The sequence below is a fragment of the Streptomyces sp. SCA2-17 genome, from assembly GCF_044336695.1.
In genome coordinates, this window is record NZ_CP117521.1 from 5,061,464 (window position 1) to 5,083,240 (window position 21,777).

20 protein-coding genes are annotated in these 21,777 nt (G+C 72.8%); 13 read left to right on the forward strand and 7 right to left on the reverse strand.

The annotated features are described in order from the left end of the window. Positions 1 to 303: 303 nt before the first annotated feature. From PS271_RS22910 to PS271_RS22925, 4 genes are all read right to left on the reverse strand, one after another. A complete protein-coding gene (locus PS271_RS22910; protein WP_398384211.1) occupies positions 304 to 537 on the reverse strand; it encodes a hypothetical protein in 234 nt (77 codons plus the stop codon). An 87-nt stretch (positions 538 to 624) separates the two neighbouring features. Further along, positions 625 to 2,556, reverse strand: coding sequence for an FtsX-like permease family protein (locus PS271_RS22915; RefSeq protein WP_398384213.1), 1,932 nt, complete (start codon positions 2,554 to 2,556; stop codon positions 625 to 627). A 5-nt stretch (positions 2,557 to 2,561) separates the two neighbouring features. Further along, on the reverse strand, positions 2,562 to 3,275 hold the full coding sequence (locus PS271_RS22920) for an ABC transporter ATP-binding protein (protein WP_398387001.1): 714 nt from the start codon (positions 3,273 to 3,275) through the stop codon (positions 2,562 to 2,564). Positions 3,276 to 3,827: 552 nt separating this feature from the next. Further along, on the reverse strand, positions 3,828 to 4,046 hold the full coding sequence (locus tag PS271_RS22925) for a hypothetical protein (RefSeq protein ID WP_398384214.1): 219 nt from the start codon (positions 4,044 to 4,046) through the stop codon (positions 3,828 to 3,830). A 670-nt stretch (positions 4,047 to 4,716) separates the two neighbouring features. Between PS271_RS22925 and PS271_RS22930 the strand changes: the two genes are divergently transcribed. The 4 genes from PS271_RS22930 (at position 4,717) to PS271_RS22945 (ending at position 7,357) form a co-directional block, all read left to right on the forward strand. Then, positions 4,717 to 5,130, forward strand: a complete 414-nt coding sequence (locus PS271_RS22930) for a cell division protein SepF (RefSeq protein WP_398384216.1) — start codon at positions 4,717 to 4,719, stop codon at positions 5,128 to 5,130. 24 nt (positions 5,131 to 5,154) lie between these two features. Then, positions 5,155 to 6,369, forward strand: coding sequence for an AAA family ATPase (locus tag PS271_RS22935; RefSeq protein ID WP_398384218.1), 1,215 nt, complete (start codon positions 5,155 to 5,157; stop codon positions 6,367 to 6,369). Between the two features lie 49 nt (positions 6,370 to 6,418). After that, positions 6,419 to 6,769, forward strand: coding sequence for a nucleotide pyrophosphohydrolase (locus PS271_RS22940; RefSeq protein ID WP_398387003.1), 351 nt, complete (start codon positions 6,419 to 6,421; stop codon positions 6,767 to 6,769). 129 nt (positions 6,770 to 6,898) lie between these two features. After that, positions 6,899 to 7,357 (forward strand): DUF6099 family protein, encoded by a 459-nt coding sequence (locus PS271_RS22945; RefSeq protein WP_398384219.1) that lies wholly within the window; start codon positions 6,899 to 6,901, stop codon positions 7,355 to 7,357. An 11-nt stretch (positions 7,358 to 7,368) separates the two neighbouring features. Here the strand turns inward: PS271_RS22945 and PS271_RS22950 are convergent, their stop codons facing one another. Next, on the reverse strand, positions 7,369 to 7,719 hold the full coding sequence (locus PS271_RS22950; protein WP_398384221.1) for a hypothetical protein: 351 nt from the start codon (positions 7,717 to 7,719) through the stop codon (positions 7,369 to 7,371). Positions 7,720 to 7,966: 247 nt separating this feature from the next. On the opposite strand from PS271_RS22950, the gene PS271_RS22955 reads away from it, so the two are divergent. The 7 genes from PS271_RS22955 to PS271_RS22985 all read left to right on the forward strand — a co-directional run bounded on the left by PS271_RS22955 (position 7,967) and on the right by PS271_RS22985 (position 17,318). Then, a complete protein-coding gene (locus PS271_RS22955; RefSeq protein ID WP_356274074.1) occupies positions 7,967 to 8,890 on the forward strand; it encodes an LLM class F420-dependent oxidoreductase in 924 nt (307 codons plus the stop codon). 148 nt (positions 8,891 to 9,038) lie between these two features. Continuing rightward, positions 9,039 to 9,911, forward strand: a complete 873-nt coding sequence (mmuM, locus tag PS271_RS22960; RefSeq protein WP_398387005.1) for a homocysteine S-methyltransferase — start codon at positions 9,039 to 9,041, stop codon at positions 9,909 to 9,911. Positions 9,912 to 10,134: 223 nt separating this feature from the next. Next, complete coding sequence (locus tag PS271_RS22965; RefSeq protein WP_398384223.1) at positions 10,135 to 11,661, forward strand: hypothetical protein; 1,527 nt, start codon at positions 10,135 to 10,137, stop codon at positions 11,659 to 11,661. A gap of 64 nt (positions 11,662 to 11,725) precedes the next feature. Then, complete coding sequence (locus PS271_RS22970; protein WP_398384225.1) at positions 11,726 to 12,451, forward strand: NUDIX hydrolase; 726 nt, start codon at positions 11,726 to 11,728, stop codon at positions 12,449 to 12,451. Between the two features lie 34 nt (positions 12,452 to 12,485). After that, positions 12,486 to 13,952 (forward strand): 3' terminal RNA ribose 2'-O-methyltransferase Hen1, encoded by a 1,467-nt coding sequence (locus PS271_RS22975; RefSeq protein ID WP_398384227.1) that lies wholly within the window; start codon positions 12,486 to 12,488, stop codon positions 13,950 to 13,952. Then, a complete protein-coding gene (locus tag PS271_RS22980) occupies positions 13,949 to 16,543 on the forward strand; it encodes a polynucleotide kinase-phosphatase (RefSeq protein WP_398384229.1) in 2,595 nt (864 codons plus the stop codon). Before PS271_RS22975 ends, PS271_RS22980 begins: the two co-directional genes overlap by 4 nt. A gap of 304 nt (positions 16,544 to 16,847) precedes the next feature. Next, a complete protein-coding gene (locus PS271_RS22985; protein WP_398384230.1) occupies positions 16,848 to 17,318 on the forward strand; it encodes a hypothetical protein in 471 nt (156 codons plus the stop codon). 33 nt (positions 17,319 to 17,351) lie between these two features. Here PS271_RS22985 and PS271_RS22990 read toward each other — a convergent pair whose 3' ends face one another. Beyond that, positions 17,352 to 17,735 (reverse strand): RidA family protein, encoded by a 384-nt coding sequence (locus PS271_RS22990; protein WP_398387007.1) that lies wholly within the window; start codon positions 17,733 to 17,735, stop codon positions 17,352 to 17,354. 62 nt (positions 17,736 to 17,797) lie between these two features. Then, positions 17,798 to 18,991, reverse strand: coding sequence for an acyl-CoA dehydrogenase family protein (locus tag PS271_RS22995; protein WP_398384232.1), 1,194 nt, complete (start codon positions 18,989 to 18,991; stop codon positions 17,798 to 17,800). A 222-nt stretch (positions 18,992 to 19,213) separates the two neighbouring features. Here PS271_RS22995 and PS271_RS23000 point away from each other — a divergent pair, with 222 nt between their 5' ends. Both PS271_RS23000 and PS271_RS23005 read left to right on the forward strand, forming a co-directional pair. Further along, positions 19,214 to 20,866 carry an AMP-binding protein gene (locus PS271_RS23000; RefSeq protein WP_398387009.1) on the forward strand — a complete coding sequence of 551 codons (1,653 nt, stop codon included), beginning with the start codon at positions 19,214 to 19,216 and terminating at the stop codon, positions 20,864 to 20,866. Between the two features lie 20 nt (positions 20,867 to 20,886). Continuing rightward, the gene (locus PS271_RS23005) at positions 20,887 to 21,735 is read left to right on the forward strand and encodes a PaaX family transcriptional regulator (protein WP_398384233.1); all 849 of its coding nucleotides are present in this window, start codon (positions 20,887 to 20,889) and stop codon (positions 21,733 to 21,735) included. Positions 21,736 to 21,777: the final 42 nt, after the last annotated feature.

Consider the following 21,777-nt stretch of genomic DNA (forward strand, 5'->3'; position numbering starts at 1 on the left):
GTGTTCTCATGCCAGCATGGCCGATATCGCGCTGCGTGAAGTACCCCCTTGGCCAAGAAGAACAGTTCGAGGATGTCCTGCCCGTTGTCGGCGGGGTGGTGAGGTTGGTCGTCATGGCCCATACCCGTCGGCCCGGACAGCTCGCCCGGACGAAACAACGACGCATGCGGCTCGTGCGTCCCGAGTAATCCGTACGGCTCGACGTCCTCGGCTGAGGCGTCGTTGCAGGGAAATCGCGTCGCGATCTTTGTTTCGGCGAGGTATGCGCGGCTCACAGAATTCTCGTCCTCCCGTTGACGAAAATCATCGGTATGCCTCGGGCACGCGCTCTGCGCTCACGAATTCCAACGGGAAGGAGGGCCGCACGTCCAGCCTGGCCTCGGCCGGGTCGATTCCCTCGATGGCGTTGAGCCGGGTCATCAGCTCGCGGCGCAGTGGCTCGTCGTCGAAGGGCGGACGTGCCTTCAGGTACTGGAAGACCACCTCGACCGTGCCGGTCACCGGGTAGAGCCCGATGGGCTCCCGTGGGTTCTCCATGGCCGACGGACCCTGTCGGGGGAACACAGAACTGCGGCCCGGGCGGTCTTTTTCCGCCCGGGCCGCTTCATGCCACCGACTTCATCGTCAGTCGGCGCCGCGCAGCGCGGTTTCCGGCCGTTGCCGCAGCGCGATACGGGTGATCACCAGTCCTGTTCCGAGGGCGAGCACACCCGTGCCGGCCAGGAGGAGGCAGGTGATCGAGGCCGGTAGGTACGGGTCGGGGGATCCTGTGAGTGCCTTCGCCGCGGCCACCAGTACGGCGGCGGCCACGGCGGCGCCGACCACGAGCGCGGTCAGTACGGTGACGAGGTGCTCCAGCCGCATCATCCGCACCACTTGGCGCCTGGTCGCCCCGATCAGCCGCAGGAGCGCGAACTCACCCGCACGCTCCATGGTGGTCATCACCAGCGTGTTGACCATGGAGATCGATGTGAAGAGGGTGACGACGCCGAGGAGCAGGTACGTCGCGGTCATCGAGGAGTTCTGGGCGTCGCGTGCTTCCGCCCGGTGCTCCGCGCGGTCCTGCACCCGCCAGGTCGGGTGCTCCGAGCGGAGTGCCGCCAGCCCCCGGTCGAGCACGTCCCGATCGCCGGGCCCGGTGCGCACGTACACCGTGACGTCGCTGGGCCACTTCCGGTCCAGATGCGGGGCCGCGAGTGCTTCAGGCATCAGTACGTCGCCGAAGCCCCGGCCGCGGGTGTACAGGCCGCTGACCCGCACCCGTTCGACGCGGGCGTCCCCCATCTCCAGCCGCAGCTCGCCGCCCACGCGTACTCCGGTCCGACGTGCCAGAGCGGTGCTCAACGCGACGTCCCGCGGCCCCAGTTCCTCCAGCGTGCCGTCACGCGGGCCGAGGTCCAGCACCCGGCCCAGCCGCCCGCCGGAAACGGCCTGGGTCACGGAGCCCGGGTGCCGTGCTCCGGATGCGGTGATCACATTGACCACGGTCTCGGTGACTCCGACGGCCGTCCCGACGCCGGGCACCCGCCTCACGGCGGCTACCGGCCCGCCCTCCGCCTCTCCGGAGGGCACCTCCTCGCCGGGCACGCGCACCATGTGGTCGGCCACCAGGCGGCCACGGTCCTGTCGTTCGGATTCCTGCCACTTCATCTCGGGCACGAACAGCGCCACGGCGGCGAACGCGACGGTGAGAGCGAGTGGAGTCACTGCCGCGGCCAGCCTGCGGTGTCCTGCGCCGAGGTTGGCCCGCACCAGAAGGCCCACCGAGGGGACCAGGGCACGGCACAACAGCCCGAACACGGCTCCGGCCGCACGGCCGATCCACGGCCCGAGAAGGGCCACGGCCACCAGGAGAACCATGACCATGGCTACCGCCGTATTCGTCGCGTCGGGCGCGGTGGAGCCGGAGACCGCCACCAGCCCCCACAGACCGCCTCCGAGCACGGCCAGCCCGGCGAACGCGCGGACTCCGCCGAGCCGCCGCCGCGGCACCGCCGCCTCTCCCAGGGCCTCGACAGCCGATACGCGTGCAGCCCTGCTGCCGGCCGCCCACACCGCGGTCTCGGCCATCACCCAGCACACCAGGACGGCCGTCATCAGGCTCAGCGGTCCGAAGTCGAGTGCGAAGGACTCGGGGAGCATCCCCTGGGACGTGAGCCGCGCCCGTAAGGCCGCTGCGATCAGCACGCCCAGACCACAGCCGGGCGGCGCCGCGGTCACGGTGACCACCAAAGCCTCGTAGGCCACCAGACGGCGGATCTGTCCGGGGGTGGCGGCGATCGCCCGCAGCAGGGCGATCTCCCGCAGCCTCTGTCGTACCGACAACGAGAACGTGCCCGACACGGCGAACGCCGCTACGAACAAGCAGATGAAGCCGAACGGCACGGCGAAGGACACCGCCTCCGGGCCGCCCTCTCCCGCGCCGGCACGGCTGCCGGCCTCAAGCAGCACAGCACACGTGGTGACCAGCGCCTGTGCGCACGCCATGGCGACGTAGGATCCCGCGAAGGACGCTTTGCGGAAGCGCACCGTCCACCACGCAAGTCGTAAGAGCACCGCGATCAGCCCTCCAGTCGCGCCATGCGCTCGGCGACCGCCTCGGCCGTGGGAGCCGTCAGCACCTCGGTGATGCGGCCGTCGACGAGAAGCAGCACGGCGTCGGCGTGCGCGGCCGCCACGGGGTCGTGCGTGACCATGAGAACGGTCTGGCCCACCTCGTGGACCAGGCGGCGCAGCAGCTGAAGTACGGCGCGCCCGCTCTTCGTGTCCAGCGCGCCGGTGGGCTCGTCGGCGAACACCACTTCCGGGCGGGTGATCAGGGCCCGGGCGATCGCGACCCGCTGCTGCTGGCCGCCGGAGAGCTCGGCGGGGCGGTGCCTGCGGCGCTCCGACAGGCCGGTGTACTCGATGAGCTGATCGAGCCACTGCCGGTCCAGGCGCACCCGGCGGCCGGCGAGCCGGACGGGCAGCGTGATGTTCTGCTCAGCGGTCAGTGCGGGCAACAGGTTGAAACCCTGAAACACGAACCCGATGCGCTCGCGGCGCAGTTCGGTCAGCGCCGTCTCACTCAGACCGGCCAGATTCCGGTCCCCGATCTCGATGGTGCCGCCGTCAGGACGCTGCAGCCCCGAAGCACAGTGCAGGAAGGTGCTCTTGCCGGAGCCTGAAGGGCCCATGACGGCGGTGAAACTTCCGCGAGGAAGCTCGCAGGAGACATCGTCAAGGGCGGTGACGGCCTGACGGCCACTGCCATGCCTCTTGGTCACGCCCGTCAGTCGTACGGCCCATGGTCCGGCGCCGGGCCGGGTCCCGGCCGGCGCGGGCTCCCGTCCAGGGGGGCCATACGGGCCCGGGCCCCAACCGGCGCTCGTGACACGCCTCGGCGATGTCTCGTCGCCCACAGGGCCTAAGCGGCTGATGCCTGCGCTGCCGTGCTCGTCCACGCTTCTTCTGCTCCTGCCGTCAGATCGTGCTCAGTGGCGGTGGCGCGGCCGTGGCACCGAGCTTCAATGCGGGCTCGTCTTAACATAGTTGGCATACGCGGGGCACAAGCGCCGAGGTGTGGCCCGCCCGTTCCGACGCGATCAGGCCACCTCGCGGGCCAGCGCACGGGTGAAGCCGTCCAGAGCGACGGTGCCCCAGCCGCTGGCGGTGTCGGCACGGAGCGACCCGGGGCGGCGCGGCCCGCGGCCGGTGGCTGCCACGCCGGCCGGGGGAAGAGCGACGATTGGCCGGCTCCTGACTCCGGCCAGAGCGTGTCGGGGGACGTACGGTGACCGTTCGCATCCACGTGCAACTGCACCCCACCCACGGCCGTCACCCTGGGGTCAGAGGCGGGCCAGGCCGGCGGGTATCGAGCGGGCATCACGAAAGTTGTCCTCCGGTGAACCGAAGCTCATCGACACCACATCGGCCAACCGGTACCGGGTGACGTGGTCCAGGACGCTCAACATCTCCGGCATCCCCGCCTCACCCTGGGTCTCGTCGACCGGGGTTGCCACGACGATGATGCGGGCGCCGGGGGCGAGCGTATGCGCCATCGCCACGTCAATCTGGTCTCCGATTCCCAGGCACGACAACTCTCGGTGTCCACACCAGGATCGGTGCAGTCCGAGACTTCCCGACGGGTTCGATGCGCCGGAGATCCGCGGCCGGCAGCTCGTACTGGCGGTTGTCATCAGCCATGAATTCCTCGATACGGCGATCGCCGTACGACACGAGTACGGCGACGGTTGCGCCCTTGCCCGTCACCTCCTTCCGCCACAGCTCCCGCGCTTCGTAAGGATTCGCCAGCGACGGCTCCTTCGATGCGGTAAGCGACGGGACGGGCATGGCGGCCGGTAGGGCCCGGGCACCCCCGACAGATGCCGTGAGCGGCGTGGCGCCCCCTCCTGGAGCCGGCTGCGGCACGCAATGCCGCCACGGGTGCGGAGATCCGCGGTGTGCTGGAGTGGTTCATCCACCAGGTCGCCTTGGCGGAGACGGGCAGGTCGCTCGAGGAAGGCATGGTCCCGTCCGTGTGCTGACGGACCCGGCGTCTCACCATCCGTTCCGGTCTTCAGACGGGCAGATACGGGCTCGGCCTGTCGTACCGTTCAACACGCCGCCTTCTCCGGCCGCCCGTCGTCCGAGCGTGTCATTGGTCCCGGCGGGTGACGATTGTCCCTAGGATTGTGGGATGCATATAGCGAGCACGTTCCCCGGAGGGGTGAGCCGGTGAACAGGTCCGAGGCCACCGATGAGCAGTGGGAGGGTCTGGCCGAGGTCGTCCCGCTCCGTGGTCACCACGCATGGCCGTCCTGGCCCAATCACCGGGCCCTGCCCGAGGATGAGCAGGGGGCCGATCCCGATCAGCGGCGCATGGTCGTGCTGCGGGTCCAGGTCTTCGCGGACGCACGCGAGGTCGCCGAGCACCTGATGGCGCGGGTGCCGGTGCTGCTGGATCTCACCAGTGCCGACACGGACGTCGCCAAGCGCATCCTCGACTTCTCCAGTGGCGTCGTCTTCGGCCTGGGCAGCGGCATGCACCGGGTCGACACGAACGTCTTCCTGCTGACTCCCGAAGGGACGGAGGTGGCATCGGGGTACCCCGATCGTAGGAAAAGTGATCAGCCGAAACGGTTTGGCTGATTATGTGACACATACGGTCCGGGCATGGACACTCGCTGTGCCCGACCGGACGTTTCCTCCGGCGTGACTTCTGCCGTCTCCTCCACCCCGTCTACGCACTCTTCTACGCAGCGGCCCGTCGTGACCGAATTACGGCTCTCCGCCTTCAAGTCGCACCGCAACGCCACCTTCGCGCTCGGTCCGCTCACCCTCTTCCGGGGGCCGAGCGGCTCCGGTAAGTCCAGTGCCCTCCAGGCGTACGGGGTGCTGGCGCGGCTGGCCGGCGGGGAGGAGCTGGGTGAGGCCCTGTCCATCGTCGACGGCGGCCCCGCGGCGTGTGTTCCTCAGCAGGCGCGGCCTGATGCTCAGGGACGGCGCGGCTTCCGTATCGGGTGCACCGTCGACGGGCCCGTAGGGCCCGTGCAGATCGACGTCGCCGTGCAGGCCGAGCCCGAGCTCCGCATCGTCGGCGAACGGATGACGGGCTGCGGCCGCACTCTCCTCTCGACGGCCCTCCGGGACCCGGGGCGCCGTGCTGTGGAGGCCGCCTGGCACACGGCCGGTGCCGTCCCCGTCACCCGCGCGCCCCTGCCGGACGACCGGCTCGGCACCGCTCTGCTGCCCTTGCGCGTTGCGGGCAAGACGGCGGGGCAGCGCCTTGTCCTCGACGCCGCCGAGCAGGTCGTCGTGGCCCTGCGTGCCGTCTTCGCCTGTGACCCGCGCCCGGAGGTCATGCGCAGGCCCGCCGCCGCCCATGACGGGCTGCTGCGCGGCGCCTGCGACAACGTCGCCGCGGTCCTGGACCGCACGCGCCACGAGTGCGCGACCCGCCATGCGGCGCTCGTGGCGGCGGTGGGCGCCGGGTGCCGCGTGCCGGTGGCCGAGCTGGCCGTACGGGAAGCGGGCGGCGGCCTCGTGCAGGCCGTGCTGGAGCGGAAGCCCGGTGACGGGATGCCGATGGCGCGGCTCGGGGACGGCGAGCTGCGCTACCTCGCGCTCTGTCTGGTGCTGATGACCGGCCCCGGAGTGCTGGACATGGACCCCGTCGGCGAGGTGCTTCAGGCGCGGCAGGCGCTCACCGTCCTCGCGGACGGCTTCGACCGCTGCCTGGACGCCCGGCAGGCGCGCGAGCTGCTCGCCCTGGCGGTACGGATGGGGGAGCGGGGGCATGTGCGGCTGGTGGGGGCGGTGCGGGGGACGGGTGACGGGGGTGCTCCGCCGGAGGGGGTCTCGGTGGTAGATCTTGGGGGTGAATGCTGAACACGGAGATGAACCCGGAGATGAGCGCGCCGGCGAGAGCCGCAGCGAACTGCGGGTGTTGCAGCGGCGTCTCGCGGACTTCGCGGCCGCGCGCCACTGGCAGCCGTACCACACCCCCAAGAACCTGGTCGCGGCGCTCAGCGTCGAGGCGTCGGAACTGGTCGAGATCTTCCAGTGGTTGACTCCGGAGGAGTCGGCGCGGGTGATGGACCGGCCGGGGACGGCGGAGAGGGTCGAGGACGAGGTCGCCGACGTCCTGTCGTACCTGTTGCAGTTCTGCGAGGTGCTGGGCATCGACGCGGCCGCCGCGCTCGCCGCGAAGATCGAGCGCAACGAGAAGCGGTTCCCGGTGCCGGACGGGGACATTCCGGATTCGCCGGATCGTCACTCTCCGGAGTGATTGAGTTATCCACACCCCATCTGGTATCCACAGATTTCTGAATTCCCCTGGCGTTTCCGGCGGTTAGTCATCACTCTGGGTAGTGAGAAGGTGTGGGCACGGCACAGTCGGGAAGTTGGGGGACCGTTCATGGACGCAGTGCGGCTCATCGGAGCCACCCGGACGGCCCTGGCGCAGGCCAGGGCCGTCCACGACATCGTCACCGAGGCATGGCAGACCCAGGCGCTGGCGGGAGCGGTCGGCGGCCACCTTGCGGTCCACGGGCCCTTCGAGGCCCGCGCCGCCGCGGGGAGCCTGAGCGAGGCCGGGGCCCGCGCGTCCGGCTCGCTGCGTCAGACGCTGCGCGCCGGAGCGATACGGGCCGGGCAGCTCACCGAAGTCCGCGATCCCTGGAGCGCGTTGGCCGGGCTCTGCGGGCTTCTCGGGGAAGTGGGCATCGCCCTCGTGGGGGTCGCCTGCTCCTCCGACGAGGACGCCATGTACTGGCAGTGCATAGAAGCGATAGACGCTGCCGACGAGACGAGCGACAGAGTGCGCTGGTTACAGAGACGGCTCGCGTCGCGCGAGCGGGAAGGCGGTGCCGCGTGAGGCGCGGGCGGTCAGCGGGCATCCCCTCCGTCGACGGACGCGTCGACGGGCATTTCGACGGGCACCTCAGTGGGCGCATCGACGGATGTGCCGACGGACGCTCCGACGGACGTGCCGGTGGACGCTCCGGCGGATGTGCCGCTGGACGCGCCGGCGGAGGCACCGGCAGGCGTACCAGCAGGAGTACCGGCAGGCGCCGGGCGCCCGTCACGCGGCTGGAGGTCCGCGTCGAGCTGCGACAGGTCGGCGTTGAGCGCGGCCATCAGCTCCTCCATCTGCTGCAGCAGGCCCTTGGGCGCGCCGGGCTGCCCGGCGGCGGGCTTCGCGGGCACCGTTTCGTCGGGCACGGCTTCCTGGGTCATGGCGGCCTCCTCGGCCCCGGCCCTCCCGGTGCGGGAGAGCGGTGTTGCGGTCGTCGCCTCCGGCAGGGTGCACCGGTGCGCGGGCCGGGCGGTCCGGCTCCGCCCGAGCCAACGACCACCGGCCGCGGCGGACACTGGCCGGAGCTCACCCGCTCGGCGGGGGCGGCGGAATTTCACCCGACCGGGGAGGGTGTACCGGCGCAGGGCGCAGTCGGTTGACGCCTGTTCGGCAGTGCAGGATGGAGGCATGGATCTGCGAATCTTCACCGAGCCCCAGCAAGGGGCGAGCTACGACACGCTGCTGACGGTCGCCAAGGCCACCGAGGACCTCGGCTTCGACGCCTTCTTCCGCTCCGACCACTACCTGGCCATGGGATCCGCGGACGGCCTGCCCGGGCCGACCGACGCCTGGATCACCCTCGCCGGCCTCGCCCGTGAGACGCGCCGCATCCGGCTCGGCACCCTGATGACCGCGGGGACGTTCCGGCTGCCCGGCGTGCTGGCCATCCAGGTGGCGCAGGTGGACCAGATGTCCGGCGGGCGCGTCGAGCTGGGCCTGGGGGCGGGCTGGTTCGAGGAGGAGCACAAGGCCTACGGCATCCCCTTCCCGAAGGAGAAGTTCGGGCGCCTGGAGGAGCAGCTCGCCATCGTCACGGGCCTGTGGGAGACGGAGGTGGGCAAGACCTTCGACTTCGACGGCACGTACTACCGCCTCACCGACAGCCCGGCGCTGCCCAAGCCGGCGCAGGAGAAGCTGCCCGTGCTCATCGGCGGGCACGGCGCGAAGCGTACGCCGCGCCTCGCCGCGAAGTATGCCGACGAGTTCAACATCCCGTTCGCCTCGGTCGAGGACAGTGAGCGGCAGTTCGGCCGGGTGCGGGCGGCCGCGGAGGAGGCCGGCCGCAAGGGTGGTGACCTCGTGTACTCCAATGTGCTCGTCGCCTGCGTCGGCAAGGACGACGCGGAGGTCGCGCGGCGGGCGGCGGTCATCGGGCGCGAGGTGGCCGAGCTCAAGGAGAACGGCCTGGCCGGCTCCCCGGCCGAGGTGGTCGACAAGATCGGGCGGTACGCGGCCATCGGCTCGTCCCGGATCTACTTCCAGATCCTGGACCTGGATGACCTCGACCACCTGGAGCTGATCGCCTCCGAGGTCCAGTCCCAGCTGGGCTGACGCCGGCCCCGGCCTGGGCCGGAAGTCCCTGCCCCCGGCCTGAGCCGGGACCCCCGGGTCCCGGGCCGGATCCCTGCCCCCGCCCCCGCCCCCGCCGAGGAGTCCCCCTGTGACGCCCGCCCCCACCCTCCCCTTCGCCGATGCGCTGATGCGCGGTCCGCTCGTGCTCGACGGCGGGCTGTCCAACCAGCTGGCGGCGCAGGGCTGCGATTTGTCCGACGCGCTGTGGTCGGCCCGGCTGCTCGCCGACGACCCCGGGCAGATCGAGCAGGCGCACGCCGCCTACGTGCGGGCGGGAGCACAGGTCCTCATCACCGCCAGCTACCAGGCCACGTTCGAGGGCTTCGCGCGCCGCGGCCTGGGCCGGCGGCAGGCGGCGGAGCTGCTGCGGCACAGCGTCGAGCTGGCCCGGAGCGCCGCGGAGAAGGAGGCCCCGGGGAAGGAGGTGTGGGTCGCCGCGTCCGTCGGTCCGTACGGTGCCTTCCTGGCGGACGGCAGCGAGTACCGCGGCCGTTACGGGCTGAGCGTCGCGGAGCTGGAGCGCTTCCACCGGCCGCGGATCGAGACGCTGGTGGAAGCGGAGCCGGACGTGCTCGCGCTGGAGACCGTGCCGGACGTGGCCGAGGCGGAAGCGCTGCTGCGGGCCGTGGCGGGCTGCGGCGTGCCCGTATGGCTCTCCTACAGCGCGGCGGGGGAGCACACCCGCGCGGGGCAGCCGCTGCGCGAGGCCTTCGCCCTGGCCGCCGGGAACGACCAGGTCGTCGCCGTGGGGGTCAACTGCTGCACTCCCGCCGACGCCGACCGGGCGGTCGGGATAGCGGCGGAGGCGGCCCGTAAGCCTGTCGTGGTCTACCCCAACAGCGGCGAGGAGTGGGACGCCGCCGCCCGGTCCTGGACGGGGTGGCCGGCCTTCACACCCGACCGCGTCACCACCTGGCGCGCGGCGGGCGCCCGCCTCCTGGGCGGCTGCTGCCGCGTGGGGCCGGGCGAGATCGCGGCCTTGGCCCGCGCCCTGAACTGAACCTCGACGCACGGCAGGTCTGCGGCCGGCTCCGTTCCGCCGGCCTCGCCCAAGCGCGTTCCGTAGATTCCGTAGATGCAGAGCCGGAAGGAGTATCCGCCAATTCTCATGCACACCAGTCCAGTTGACGCAACCGCGGGTGCGGGCCACCGGTTCACGGCTAGCGTGGATACGGACGTGAACACAGCGTCACCGGGGGCGCGAGGACCGGGGGTGTGGAGGGATGGCCCAGCAATCCACCGAGGCGGCAGTCAGGGTGAGACCGGCGGATCTCGCGCCGGGCGCGGTGATCGCGCAGTCCCTGGACAACCAGTGGGTGACCGCGGAGCTGACCAGGGACATGGTCGCGCGCGGGAAGTCGCTCCAGGACGTCGGGAGCGCGCGGGACAAGGAGGTGCGGGCCGAGTACTTCCGCAGCCTGATCAATACCCGGCAGGTGGTGGCCAACCGGGTGTTCTTCTACAACAACGCGGCCGTGAGCTGCGATCTCCTGGAGGGCGGCGCGGCCCGCCGCGCGCACCAGAAGCTGCTGGCGCAGGAGGCCCTGGTGCCCTACCTCCTCAACGAGCGCGACCCCGCCGAGCCCCCGCGCCCCGGCCTGGACTACGACGCGAGGGCGTTCGCCGCCTGGCAGGAAACCCTCGAAGGGATGCCGGCCGGCGAGCGCGTGAAGTGCGTCCGGTTCTCCTGGGAGGACCAGGAGAACCGGGACGCGACGCGGACCGCGCTGTTCAACGCGTTCGCCGCGCGGGTGCAGGCGCTCACCGCGAAGGACATTCCCCTCCTCGCCCGCCAGGTCGGCGTCCCGGAACGGCAGCACCGGGCGTTCGCGGAGCGGATCGGCGAGGTGGTCCGGTGGAGCAACGAGCGCAGCACCCACGGGGACTTCGTCACGCGCAACCTGCTCTACGAGGAGTTCGTGACGGTGCCGGGCTCTCCGGTCTCCGAGGGACGGTACGACCGGGCCAAGCCGTTCGCCGCGGAGGTCAAACAGCTCCTGGACCTCATCTACAGCGTGAATCTCGCCGACGCCCTCGGCATGTATCCGCTCACCCCGGCCGGCAGCCTGCGCCGGGTCGCCCTCCAGGAGTGGCGGGACGTCCGTACGTCCACGGGCGGTACGGGTACGGTCACCGACCCCGAGCAACTGCTGCTCTTCCTCAAGCGCCAGGCGTTCTCGGCGGTCCAGGACCGGCTCGCCCTGACCCCCTCCGCCGTCGACGCGCTCGCCCTGGAGGACATCTGCAGCCTGCGCCAGAGCGACGCCTGGAACGCGTACATCCGCGCCTTCGACGAGCTGACGGCCGACCCGGCGGCCTTCCAGGAGCGGGTGGGGCCGGTCTTCGACCGCTACGTCCGGCTCAACTCCGAGATCGTCCGCCTCGCCGAGGCCCGTGGCGGCCGGCAGGCGGGGGCCAACAAGTGGCTGCCCGTCATCGAGGTCGTCGTCACCGTCGGCGGTGCCGTCTTCACGGCGATCACCGGCGACGAGTCCTGGAGCGTCGCCGGCAGCCTCGGCGGCATCTCGGCCAAGTACGGCGGCTCCGTACAGCTGGTGCTCCGCAACCGGCTGGAGGGGCGGCGCGAGCAGAAGTTCGCCCGGGAAATGGCCACGGTCCGGTTCGACAGCACCCGGGAGTGGGAAAGGTTCCACGGCATGGTGAGCAGACTGCCCGGCTACCGGGAGGAGGGCGGCTCCCCGGCCGCCACCGGTTCCGCCACCGTGCAGGACGACATCCCGGACTACTGACGAGCCCCCTGACAGGGCTATTGACCCGACTGCCGGCCGGAGTACCGAGCGGAGTACCGAGCCTGTGCGAGAAGAGACCGACGCCACCCCGTACGACCGGCTGCGCGACACCCGCCCCGAGCTGTTCGGCAACAGCCCGGGCGGGATCGACATCCTCCTCGATCCCGCCGACGTCGAGGAGGCCCGGCGCGCGGCGGAAGGCACGGCAGGCGGTGCGGGCGCCGGTCCGGCGGCCGATGCGTCCGCCTCCGTCGGCGTCGTCTACGCCGACCGCTTCGTCACCCTCGTACGGGACGCCGTCCGTTTCCCCGGCGGCGCCCTCGGGCTCTACGTCCGCATGCTCTCCACCACCGCGAGCCCCGGCGCCGTCATCCTCCCCCTCACCACCACGGATGACGTCGTCCTCGTCGAGCACTACCGCCACGCCACCCGCTCCTGGCACTGGGAAGTGCCCCGCGGCATGGGAGCGCCGGGCGCCACCGGCGCGGAAAGCGCCGTCCGGGAACTCGCGGAGGAAATCGGCGCGGAAGCCACCGAACTGATTTCCCTGGGCCGGATGCACCCCGACAGCGGCCTGCTCGGCGATCACGTCGAACTGTTCGCGGCCCGTATCGAGGGTTTCGGCCCACCCGAGACCTCCGAAGGCATCCGGCGGATCGTCACCCGCCCCTGGCCTGAGGTCTCAAGGATGGTGGCGGCCGGGGAGATCACCTGTGGATTCACCATCGCGGTCCTCACCCGCGCCCTGCTGAACGGCCTCTTGAAACAAGTCGCCGGCGAAAAGAGTTAGGGGAAATCACCCGTCCCGGGCGATACTCGACCGCGTGTTCCTGACGATATCCACCACCGGCACGACCGGATCCCCCGCGACCGATCTCGGATTCCTGCTGCACAAACACCCTGACAAGGCGCAGCGTTTTTCCACCTCCCACGGCACCGCGCACGTCCTCTACCCCGAGGCCGGCGCGGAGCGCTGCACCGCCGCGCTCCTGCTGGAGATCGATCCGGTCGCGCTGGTGCGGCGGGCGAAGGACAGGAACCGCGGCGGAGCGCCCGACTCCGCCCTCGCCCAGTACGTCAACGACCGCCCGTACGCGGCGTCCTCGCTGCTCGCGGTCGCCATCGGCAGCGTCTTCTCCACCGCGCTGAAGGGCCAGTGCGCCGCCCGGCCGGAGCTGCCGGGAGCAGCGCGCCCGCTGCGCATCGAGGTGCCGGTGCTGCCCGCCCGCGGCGGCGCGGCGCTGGTGGAGCGGCTGTTCGCGCCGCTGGGCTGGACGGTCGTCGCCGAGCCGGTCGCGCTGGACGAGAAGTTCCCGCAGTGGGGCGACTCGCGCTACGTACGCCTGGTGCTGGAGGGCGAGCAGCGGCTCGCGGACGCCCTGCGCCACCTCTACGTCCTCCTGCCGGTCCTCGACGACGCCAAGCACTACTGGGTGGCGTCCGATGAGGTCGAGAAGCTGCTGCGGGCCGGCGAGGGCTGGCTGGAGGGCCACCCCGAACAGCGCCTGATCGCCGGCCGCTACCTGGGCCGCCGCTGGTCGCTGACCCGCGACGCCCTGGAGCGGCTGGCCCTCGCCCGCCTCGCCGAGTCCGACGACACCGAGCCCGAAGCGCTCGACAACGCCGTCGACGAGGAGTCGGACACCGAGGAGCGGCCCGTGCCGCTGGCCGTGCAGCGCCGCGCGGCGATCCTCGACGCCCTGCGCGCCGCCGGTGCCGCGCGCGTCCTCGACCTCGGCTGCGGCCAGGGCCAGCTCGTGGGAGAGCTGCTGAAGGACCCGCGGTTCACCGAGGTGGCCGGCATGGACGTCTCGCCGCGCGCCCTCGCGGTGGCCGCGCGGCGGCTGCGGCTGGACCGGATGACCGAGCGGCAGGCGGCGCGGGTCAGGCTGTTCCAGGGCTCGCTCGCGTACACCGACCGCAGGCTGGCCGGGTACGACGCGACCGTGCTCAGCGAGGTCATCGAGCACCTCGACCTGCCCCGTCTGCCCGCGCTGGAGCACGCGGTGTTCGGCGCGGCCCGCCCCGCGACCGTCGTCGTCACCACCCCGAACGCCGAGTACAACGTGCGCTGGGAGACCCTGCCCGCCGGGCATGTGCGGCACGCCGACCACCGCTTCGAGTGGACGCGCGAGGAGTTCCGCACGTGGGCGGCGGGGGTCGCGGAGCGCTACGGCTACGAGGTCGCGTACGTGCCCGTGGGGCCGGACGACCCGGAGGTCGGACCGCCCACCCAGATGGGTGTCTTCACCCGTAAGGAAAAAGAGCCGGAGCAGGAGAAGGCCGCATGACCACAGCAACGACCGCCGAGGCACCGGCGAAGCGCACCCTCGCCGTCACCGACCTCTCCCTCGTGGTCCTGATCGGCGCGACCGGCTCCGGCAAGTCCACCTTCGCCCGCAAGCACTTCAAGCCCACCGAAGTGCTCTCCTCGGACTTCTGCCGCGGCCTCGTCGCCGACGACGAGAACGACCAGAGCGCCAGCGGCGACGCCTTCGACGTCCTGCACTACATCGCGGGCAAGCGCCTCGCCGCCGGCCGCCTCACGGTCGTCGACGCGACCAACGTCCAGGCCGAGGCCCGCAGGCAGCTGGTGCGGGTCGCCCGCGAGCACGACGTGCTGCCCATCGCCATCGTCCTCGACCTGCCCGAGGAGGTGTGCGCCGCGCGCAACGCCGGCCGCTCCGACCGGGCCGGCCTGCCCCGCCACGTCATCCAGCGCCACCGCCGCGAGCTGCGCCGCTCGCTGCGCGGCCTGGAGCGCGAGGGCTTCCGCAAGGTGCACGTGCTGCGCAGCGCGGAGGAGGCCGAGGCCGCCGAGGTCGTGCTGGAGCGCCGCTTCAACGACCTGCGGCACCTCACCGGCCCCTTCGACATCATCGGTGACATCCACGGGTGCAGCTCCGAGCTCGAGACCCTCCTCGCGAAGCTGGGGTACGAGGACGGCGTCCACCCCGCCGGCCGTACGGCCGTCTTCGTCGGCGACCTCGTCGACCGCGGCCCCGACAGCCCGGGCGTGCTGCGCCGCGTCATGGGCATGGTCGCCGCGGGCAACGCCCTGTGCGTGCCGGGCAACCACGAGAACAAGCTCGGCCGCTGGCTCACGGGCAAGAAGGTCCAGCCGACCCACGGGCTGGCCGAGACCATCGAGCAGCTGGAGCGCGAGGACGCCCGCGACCCCGCCTTCCGCGCGCAGGTGCGGGAGTTCATCGACGGGCTCGTCAGCCACTACGTCCTCGACGACGGCAAGCTGGTGGTCTGCCACGCCGGCCTGCCGGAGAAGTACCACGGCCGCACCTCGGGCCGCGTGCGCTCGCACGCGCTGTACGGGGACACGACCGGCGAGACCGACGAGTTCGGCCTGCCCGTGCGCTACCCGTGGGCCGAGGACTACCGCGGCCGCGCCGCCGTGGTCTACGGCCACACCCCGAACCCGTCAGCCACATGGCTGAACAACACCATCTGCCTCGACACCGGCGCCGTGTTCGGCGGGAAGATGACCGCGCTGCGCTGGCCCGAGCGCGAGCTGGTGGACGTACCGGCCGAGCGGGTCTGGTACGAGCCGACCCGGCCGCTGGCGAGCGACGCCCCCGGCGGCGCGGACGGCCGTCCGCTCGACCTGACCGACGTCACGGGCCGCCGCGTCGTCGAGACCCGGCACATGGGCCGGGTCGCCGTGAAGGAGGAGAACGCCGCGGCCGCGCTGGAGGTCATGAGCCGCTTCGCCGTCGACCCGCGGCTGCTGCCCTACCTCCCGCCGACCATGGCGCCGTGCGCGACCTCCCAGGAAGAGGGCTACCTGGAGCACCCGGCGGAGGCGTTCGCCGCCTACCGCGCCGACGGGGTGCGGCAGGTGGTGTGCGAGGAGAAGCACATGGGCTCGCGGGCTGTGGTGCTGGTGTGCCGCGACGCGGACGCCGCCAGGGAGCGCTTCGGCGCGGCCGGCGGCGCGAGCGGCGCGCTGTACACCCGTACCGGCCGGCCGTTCTTCGACGCCCCGGCGCTGACCGAGGGCATCTTGCAGCGGCTGGGCGCGGCCGTCGGCGCGGCCGGGCTCTGGGACGAGCTGGAGACCGACTGGCTGCTGCTGGACGCCGAGCTCATGCCCTGGTCGCTCAAGGCGCAGGGGCTGCTGCGCCACCAGTACGCGGCGGTGGGGGCCGCGTCCGGCGCGGTCTTCCCGCCGGCGCTCGCCGCGCTGGAAGCGGCGGCCGGCCGGGGCGTGGACGTGGCCGGGCTGCTGGACCGCCAGCGCGAGCGGGCGGCGGACGCGGCGGCGTTCACGGAGGCGTACCGGCGCTACTGCTGGCCCGTCGACGGGCTGGACGGCGTACGTCTGGCCCCGTTCCAGATCCTGGCCGCCCAGGGGCGCAGCCTCGCCGGGCTGCCGCACGACCGGCAGCTCGCCCTGATCGACCGCCTCGTCGCGGCCGACCAGCGGGCCGGGCGGCCGGCCGGGTCCGGGGCGGGGATCCTCGCGCCCACCCGCCGCCTGGTCGTCGACACCGAGGACGAGGCGTCGGTCGCCGCCGGCGTGCAGTGGTGGCTGGACCTGACGGGTGCCGGCGGCGAGGGCATGGTCGTCAAGCCGTTGCAGGCGCTCGTACGGACCGAGGGCGGCCGGCTGGTCCAGCCGGGCGTCAAGTGCCGCGGCCGGGAGTACCTGCGGATCATCTACGGCCCCGAGTACACCCGCCCGGACAACCTGACCCGGCTGCGCGCCCGCCACCTCGGCCACAAGCGCTCGCTCGCCCTGCGCGAGTACGCGCTCGGCCTGGAGGCGCTGGACCGGCTGGCGGAGGGCGAGCCGCTGTGGCGGGTGCACGAGGCGGTCTTCGGGGTGCTCGCGCTGGAGTCGGAACCGGTCGACCCGCGGCTGTAGGGGCCGCGGGCCGGGTTGCCTTGCCCGTACGGGTGCGGGTGGCTGCGGATTCCGCCGGACTCGCACCGTTGGGGTGACTCGCCGTTGCGGCGGGCTCTCCTTTTCGGTGCCCCATGCGGTGGGAGGAAAGGTGACCGGCACCTTTCCTCCCACCGCAACGGCGACGCGCCACGACGGTGGTGACCGGCGGTGCCGTGCCGGGCCGCAACGCGTGACGCCCCCGGACGGGCCGGAGGCCCGCTCCCGCCGCCCGTACGGGCCGTCTCCGGTCGCCGCCCCGCAGGGGCACCGGCATGCTGGCCGCATGAGTACCCCGCATCCGGGCGGCGGCGGCCCCGGGCACGGCCAGTGGGTGCCGCCCCCTGCCCATGCCCATGCTCATGCCGGCAAGGGGCACCGCCGCAAGTGGCCGTGGGTGCTGCTCGCCGTCGTGCTCCTGCTGGCCGGCGGGTGCGCGGCGCTCGTCGTCGGGCTCGACGAGGAGACCGGCAAGACGGTCCGGGTGCGGTACGAGGTGACCGGCACCGCGAAGGACGTGGCCGTCGCGTACACCACCTGGAACGACGGGGGCCTCGTGACGCAGAAGGAGAGTCACCGGGACCTGCCCTGGCGCAAGGAGCTGGTGACGAAGGGCTTCGTGAAGGGCGGCCTGCTGGCCGTCACGACCGGGAAGGGCGGCGGTACGGTCGCCTGCTCGGTGACGGTGAACGACGGCCGGCCGAGGACCGCGACCGCGTCCGGCCCGGACGTGACGGCGACGTGTACGGGTTTCTGAGCGCAACGGAGGCCGCCGTCCCACGGCGTCACGTCACGGCAGCATCGCTATCCCGTCCAGTTCCACCAGCGCCTCCTCGTCCCACAGCCGTACGACGCCGACGACGGCCATGGCCGGGTAGTCCCGCCCGGCCAGCCGCCGCCAGACGGCGCCCAGTTCCCGGGCGTGTTCCCGGTAGCCGGCGACATCGGTGGCGTAGACGGTGACGCGCGCGAGGTGCTCCGGGCCGCCGCCCGCCGCGCGGAGGGCGCTGAGCAGGTTGCTCAGCGCCCGTTCGAACTGTTCGGGCAGGCCGCCGGGCACGACGCGGCCCGCGGCGTCGAGCGCGGTCTGCCCGGCGAGGAGGACGAGGCGGCCGCCGGTGAGGGTCACGGCGTGCGAGAAGCCCGCCGGAGGCGAGAGCTCCGGGGGATTGATCCGCCGGAGCTCCGGCCCGGACCCGGCTGCTGAGGTGCCGCCGCCCTCCGCCGCCGCCCCCCTCACCGGTACAGCTCCTTCGCGATGATCGTGCGCTGGACCTCGCTCGCGCCCTCGTAGATCCGTGGCGCGCGCACTTCCCTGTACAGGTGTTCCAGCAGGTGCCCCCGGCGCAGGGCGCGGGCGCCGTGGAGCTGGACGGCGGCGTCCACGACGTACTGCGCGGTCTCGGTCGCGAAGAGCTTGGCCATGGCCGAGCGGGCCGCGATGCCCGGCTCGCCCGCGTCGTACGCCGCTGCCGCCGCGTACACCAGCAGCGCCGCCGCCTCCGTCCGGGTGGCCATCTCGGCGAGCTGGTGGGAGACGGCCTGGAGGTCCTTCAGGGGCCCGCCGAAGGCCCGGCGCTCCCCGGCGTGGGCGACGGCGGCGGCGAGCGCGGCCCGCGCCATGCCCACCGCGAACGCGCCCACGCTGGGCCGGAAGAGGTCGAGCGTGCGCATGGCGACGCGGAAGCCGCCCCCCGGCACGCCGAGCACGTCCCCGGCGCCGACCGGCACGCCGTCGAACGTCAGCGTGCCGATGGGGTGCGGGCTGAGCATGTCCAGGCCGCGGCCGGACAGTCCTGCGCTGTCGCCCGGTACGAGGAAGGCCGTCACGCCGCGCGAGCCGGGCGCCTGTCCCGTACGGGCGAAGACCGTGTACACGTCGGCCTCGGGGGCGTTGGAGATCCACGTCTTCTCGCCTGTCAGGCGCCAGCCGTCCCCGGCGCCGGACGGGTCCGGCTCGGCGCACAGCTCCAGCGCCGCCGCGTCGGAACCGGCCGCCGGCTCGCTCAGCGCGAACGCGGCCACGGCCCGCCCCGCGATCACCTCCGGCATCCAGCGGGCGCGCTGCCGCGCGCTGCCCGACTGCACGATCGGGTATGCGCCGAGACCCTGGAGGGCCAGCGCGGTCTCGGCCTCCGTGCACTCGCGCGCGAGGGACTCCCGCAGCAGGCACAGGTCCATGGCGCGCACGGCGCCCGCCGCTCCCGCAGCCGGCCCCGTCACCGCCCCCGAAGCCGGCCCCGCCGCCGATCCCGCCGCCGGGAAGAGGCGGGCCAGCAGGCCGAGTTCGCCGAGGGAGGCGACGAGGGGCCGGTTGACGCGGCCCGGCTCGCCCGCCGCCGCGAGCGGGCGCAACTTCTCCGCCGCGAGGGTGCGCAACGCCTCGCTCCAGGCGCGTTGTTGCGGATCGAGGGCGAACGGGGTGGCCATGGGCGGCCCTTTCTGGTCGCTGAGGCTGATCTGTCTCTGCTGCCGCTTCTCTGTCTCTGCTGCCGCGCACCTGTCGCGCTGCTGTCGCGTACCTATCGCGCCTATCGCGCTCTGTTGACTGCCGTCACCAAGTCGCTACGCTGACAGCGGATCCGTACAGCTGGCAAGACCCCCGTTCACCTCCATGTCACCGGCGCGAGGGGGCGCACAGCGATGGCAGCGATGGAGCTTCAGCCCTCGGTCCATGCCGACACCTTCCCGCGCGACCACCTCCCGCCCGCCGGCCAGTGGCCCGATCTCCTCCTCGGCCCGCGGGACGGCGTCCTCCCGGCCTACCCGGACCGGCTCAACTGCGGTGCGGAGCTGCTCGACGCCACCATCGCCCGGCTGGGCCCGGACCGCCCCGCCGTGCACGACGGCCACGGCGGCCTCTGGACGTACGGGCAACTCGCCGCCCACGTCGCCCGGATCGCCCGCACCCTCACCGACGACCTCGGCGTCGTTCCCGGCAACCGCGTCCTGCTGCGCGGCCCCACCAGCCCCTGGCTCGCGGCCTGCTGGCTCGCCGTGATGAAGGCCGGAGCCGTGGCCGTCACCGTCCTGGCCTCCCAGCGCCCGCACGAACTCGCCACGATCTGCGAACTCGCCGACATCCGGCACGCCTTGTGCGACGCCCGCTCGCTCGACGGCCTCCACGACCTCCGATCGGCGCCGGGCCAGGGCCTCCGTGTCACCCCCTACGGCGGCGACACCCCCGGCGACCTGCTGCGCCTGGCCGCGGACAAACCCTCATCGTATGCGGCCGCCGACACCGCCGCCGACGACGTCGCCCTCATCGCCTTCACCTCCGGCACCACCGGACGCCCCAAGGGCTGCATGCACTTCCACCGCGACGTGCTCGCCATAGCCGACACGTTCTCCGCCCACGTCCTGCGGCCCGGCCCCGACGACGTGTTCGCCGGCAGCCCGCCCCTGGGCTTCACCTTCGGCCTCGGCGGCCTCGTCGTCTTCCCGCTCCGCGCGGGCGCCGCCACGCTCCTCACCGACTGGCGCGGCCCGGAACAGCTCCTCGCCGACATCCGGAGCCACCGCGTCTCCGTGCTCTTCACCGCCCCCACCGCCTACCGCTCGATGCTGGAGCGGCTGGAGGAACGGTCCGGTGCCCCGGGCTCGTACGACATCTCCTCGCTCCGCCGCTGCGTCTCCGCAGGCGAACACCTCCCCGCGGCCCTCTGGGACGCCTGGCGCCGGGCCACCGGGCTGCGCGTCATCAACGGCATAGGCGCCACCGAAATGCTGCACATCTTCATCTCCGCCGCCGACGACGCGATCCGCCCCGGCACCACCGGCCTGCCCGTCCCCGGCTACGAGGCGCGCGTCCTCGGCCCCGACGGCCGCCCCCTCCCGGACGGCGAACCCGGGCTGCTCGCCGTGCGCGGCCCCACCGGCTGCCGCTACCTCGCCGACGAGCGGCAGCGCGACTACGTGCGTGACGGCTGGAACCTCACCGGCGACACGTACGTCCGCGAGACCACGGGCCACTACCGCTACGTGGCCCGCGCCGACGACATGATCATCTCGGCCGGGTACAACATCGCGGGGCCCGAGGTCGAGGAGGCCCTGCTGCGCCATCCCGACGTCCTGGAGGCGGCCGTCGTCGGGCGCCCCGACGAGCGGCGCGGCGAGATCGTCGTCGCCTTCGTCGTGCTCCGGGACGGGGTGCCGGCGACGGCGGAAACGGTCGCGGAGCTGCGGGAGTTCACCAAAAAGGAGATCGTTCCCTACAAGTGCCCTCGCGAGATCGAGTTCCTGGCCGCCCTGCCCCGCACGCCCACCGGCAAGTTGCAGCGATTCCGGCTGCGTGACGGCTCTTGACGGAGCTTTACAGTTTCCCCGTGACTGACCAGCAACCACTCCCTCCTCTCCACACTCCCCGGTCCCTCATCGTCACGTTCTACGGCGCGTACGGCCGCGGCGGCGCCCGCCACGCGCCCGGCCGCCCCGTGCCGATCGCGGCCCTGATCCGGTTGCTGGGTGCCGTCGGCGTGGACTCGCCCTCGGTGCGGTCGGCCGTCTCGCGGCTCAAACGGCGCGGGCTGCTCGTCGCGGGCCGCACGGCCGGCGGCGCCGCGGGGTACGGGCTCTCGGACGCCGCCCGGCAGCTGCTCGACGACGGCGACCGCCGCGTCTACGGCCGCGCCCCCGGGCGGACGGCCGGCGGCTGGCTGCTCGCGGTCTTCTCCGTGCCCGAGGAGGAGCGGCACAAGCGGCACCTGCTGCGCTCCCGGCTCGCGCGGCTCGGCTTCGGCACGGCGGCGCCGGGGGTGTGGATCGCCCCGGCGCACGTGCACGACGAGACGCGGCACACGCTCCAGCGGCTCGGGCTCGCCCCGTACGTCGACCTGTTCAAGGGCTCCCACCTCGGCTTCGAACCGACCGCGGAGGCGGTGGGCCGCTGGTGGGACCTCGACGCCCTGGCCGCGCAGCACCGCGCGTTCCTGACCGCGCACGAGCCGGTGCTGCGGCGGTGGGCGCGGCGGCGGGTCGTACCGCCGCGCGAGGCGTACCGGGACTACCTCCTCGCCCTGGACTCCTGGCGCCACCTCCCGTACGCGGATCCCGGTCTCCCGGGCGGCCTCCTGCCCGAAGACTGGCCGGGGGCACGCTCAGCACGCGTCTTCGGCGCGCTGCACGCGCGGCTGAGGGAGGCGGGGGCGCGCTTCGTGAGCGCGGAACTCACATGACACCGCCGGCGGTGCCGGACGGGCTTCGGCTCGTGCGGCACC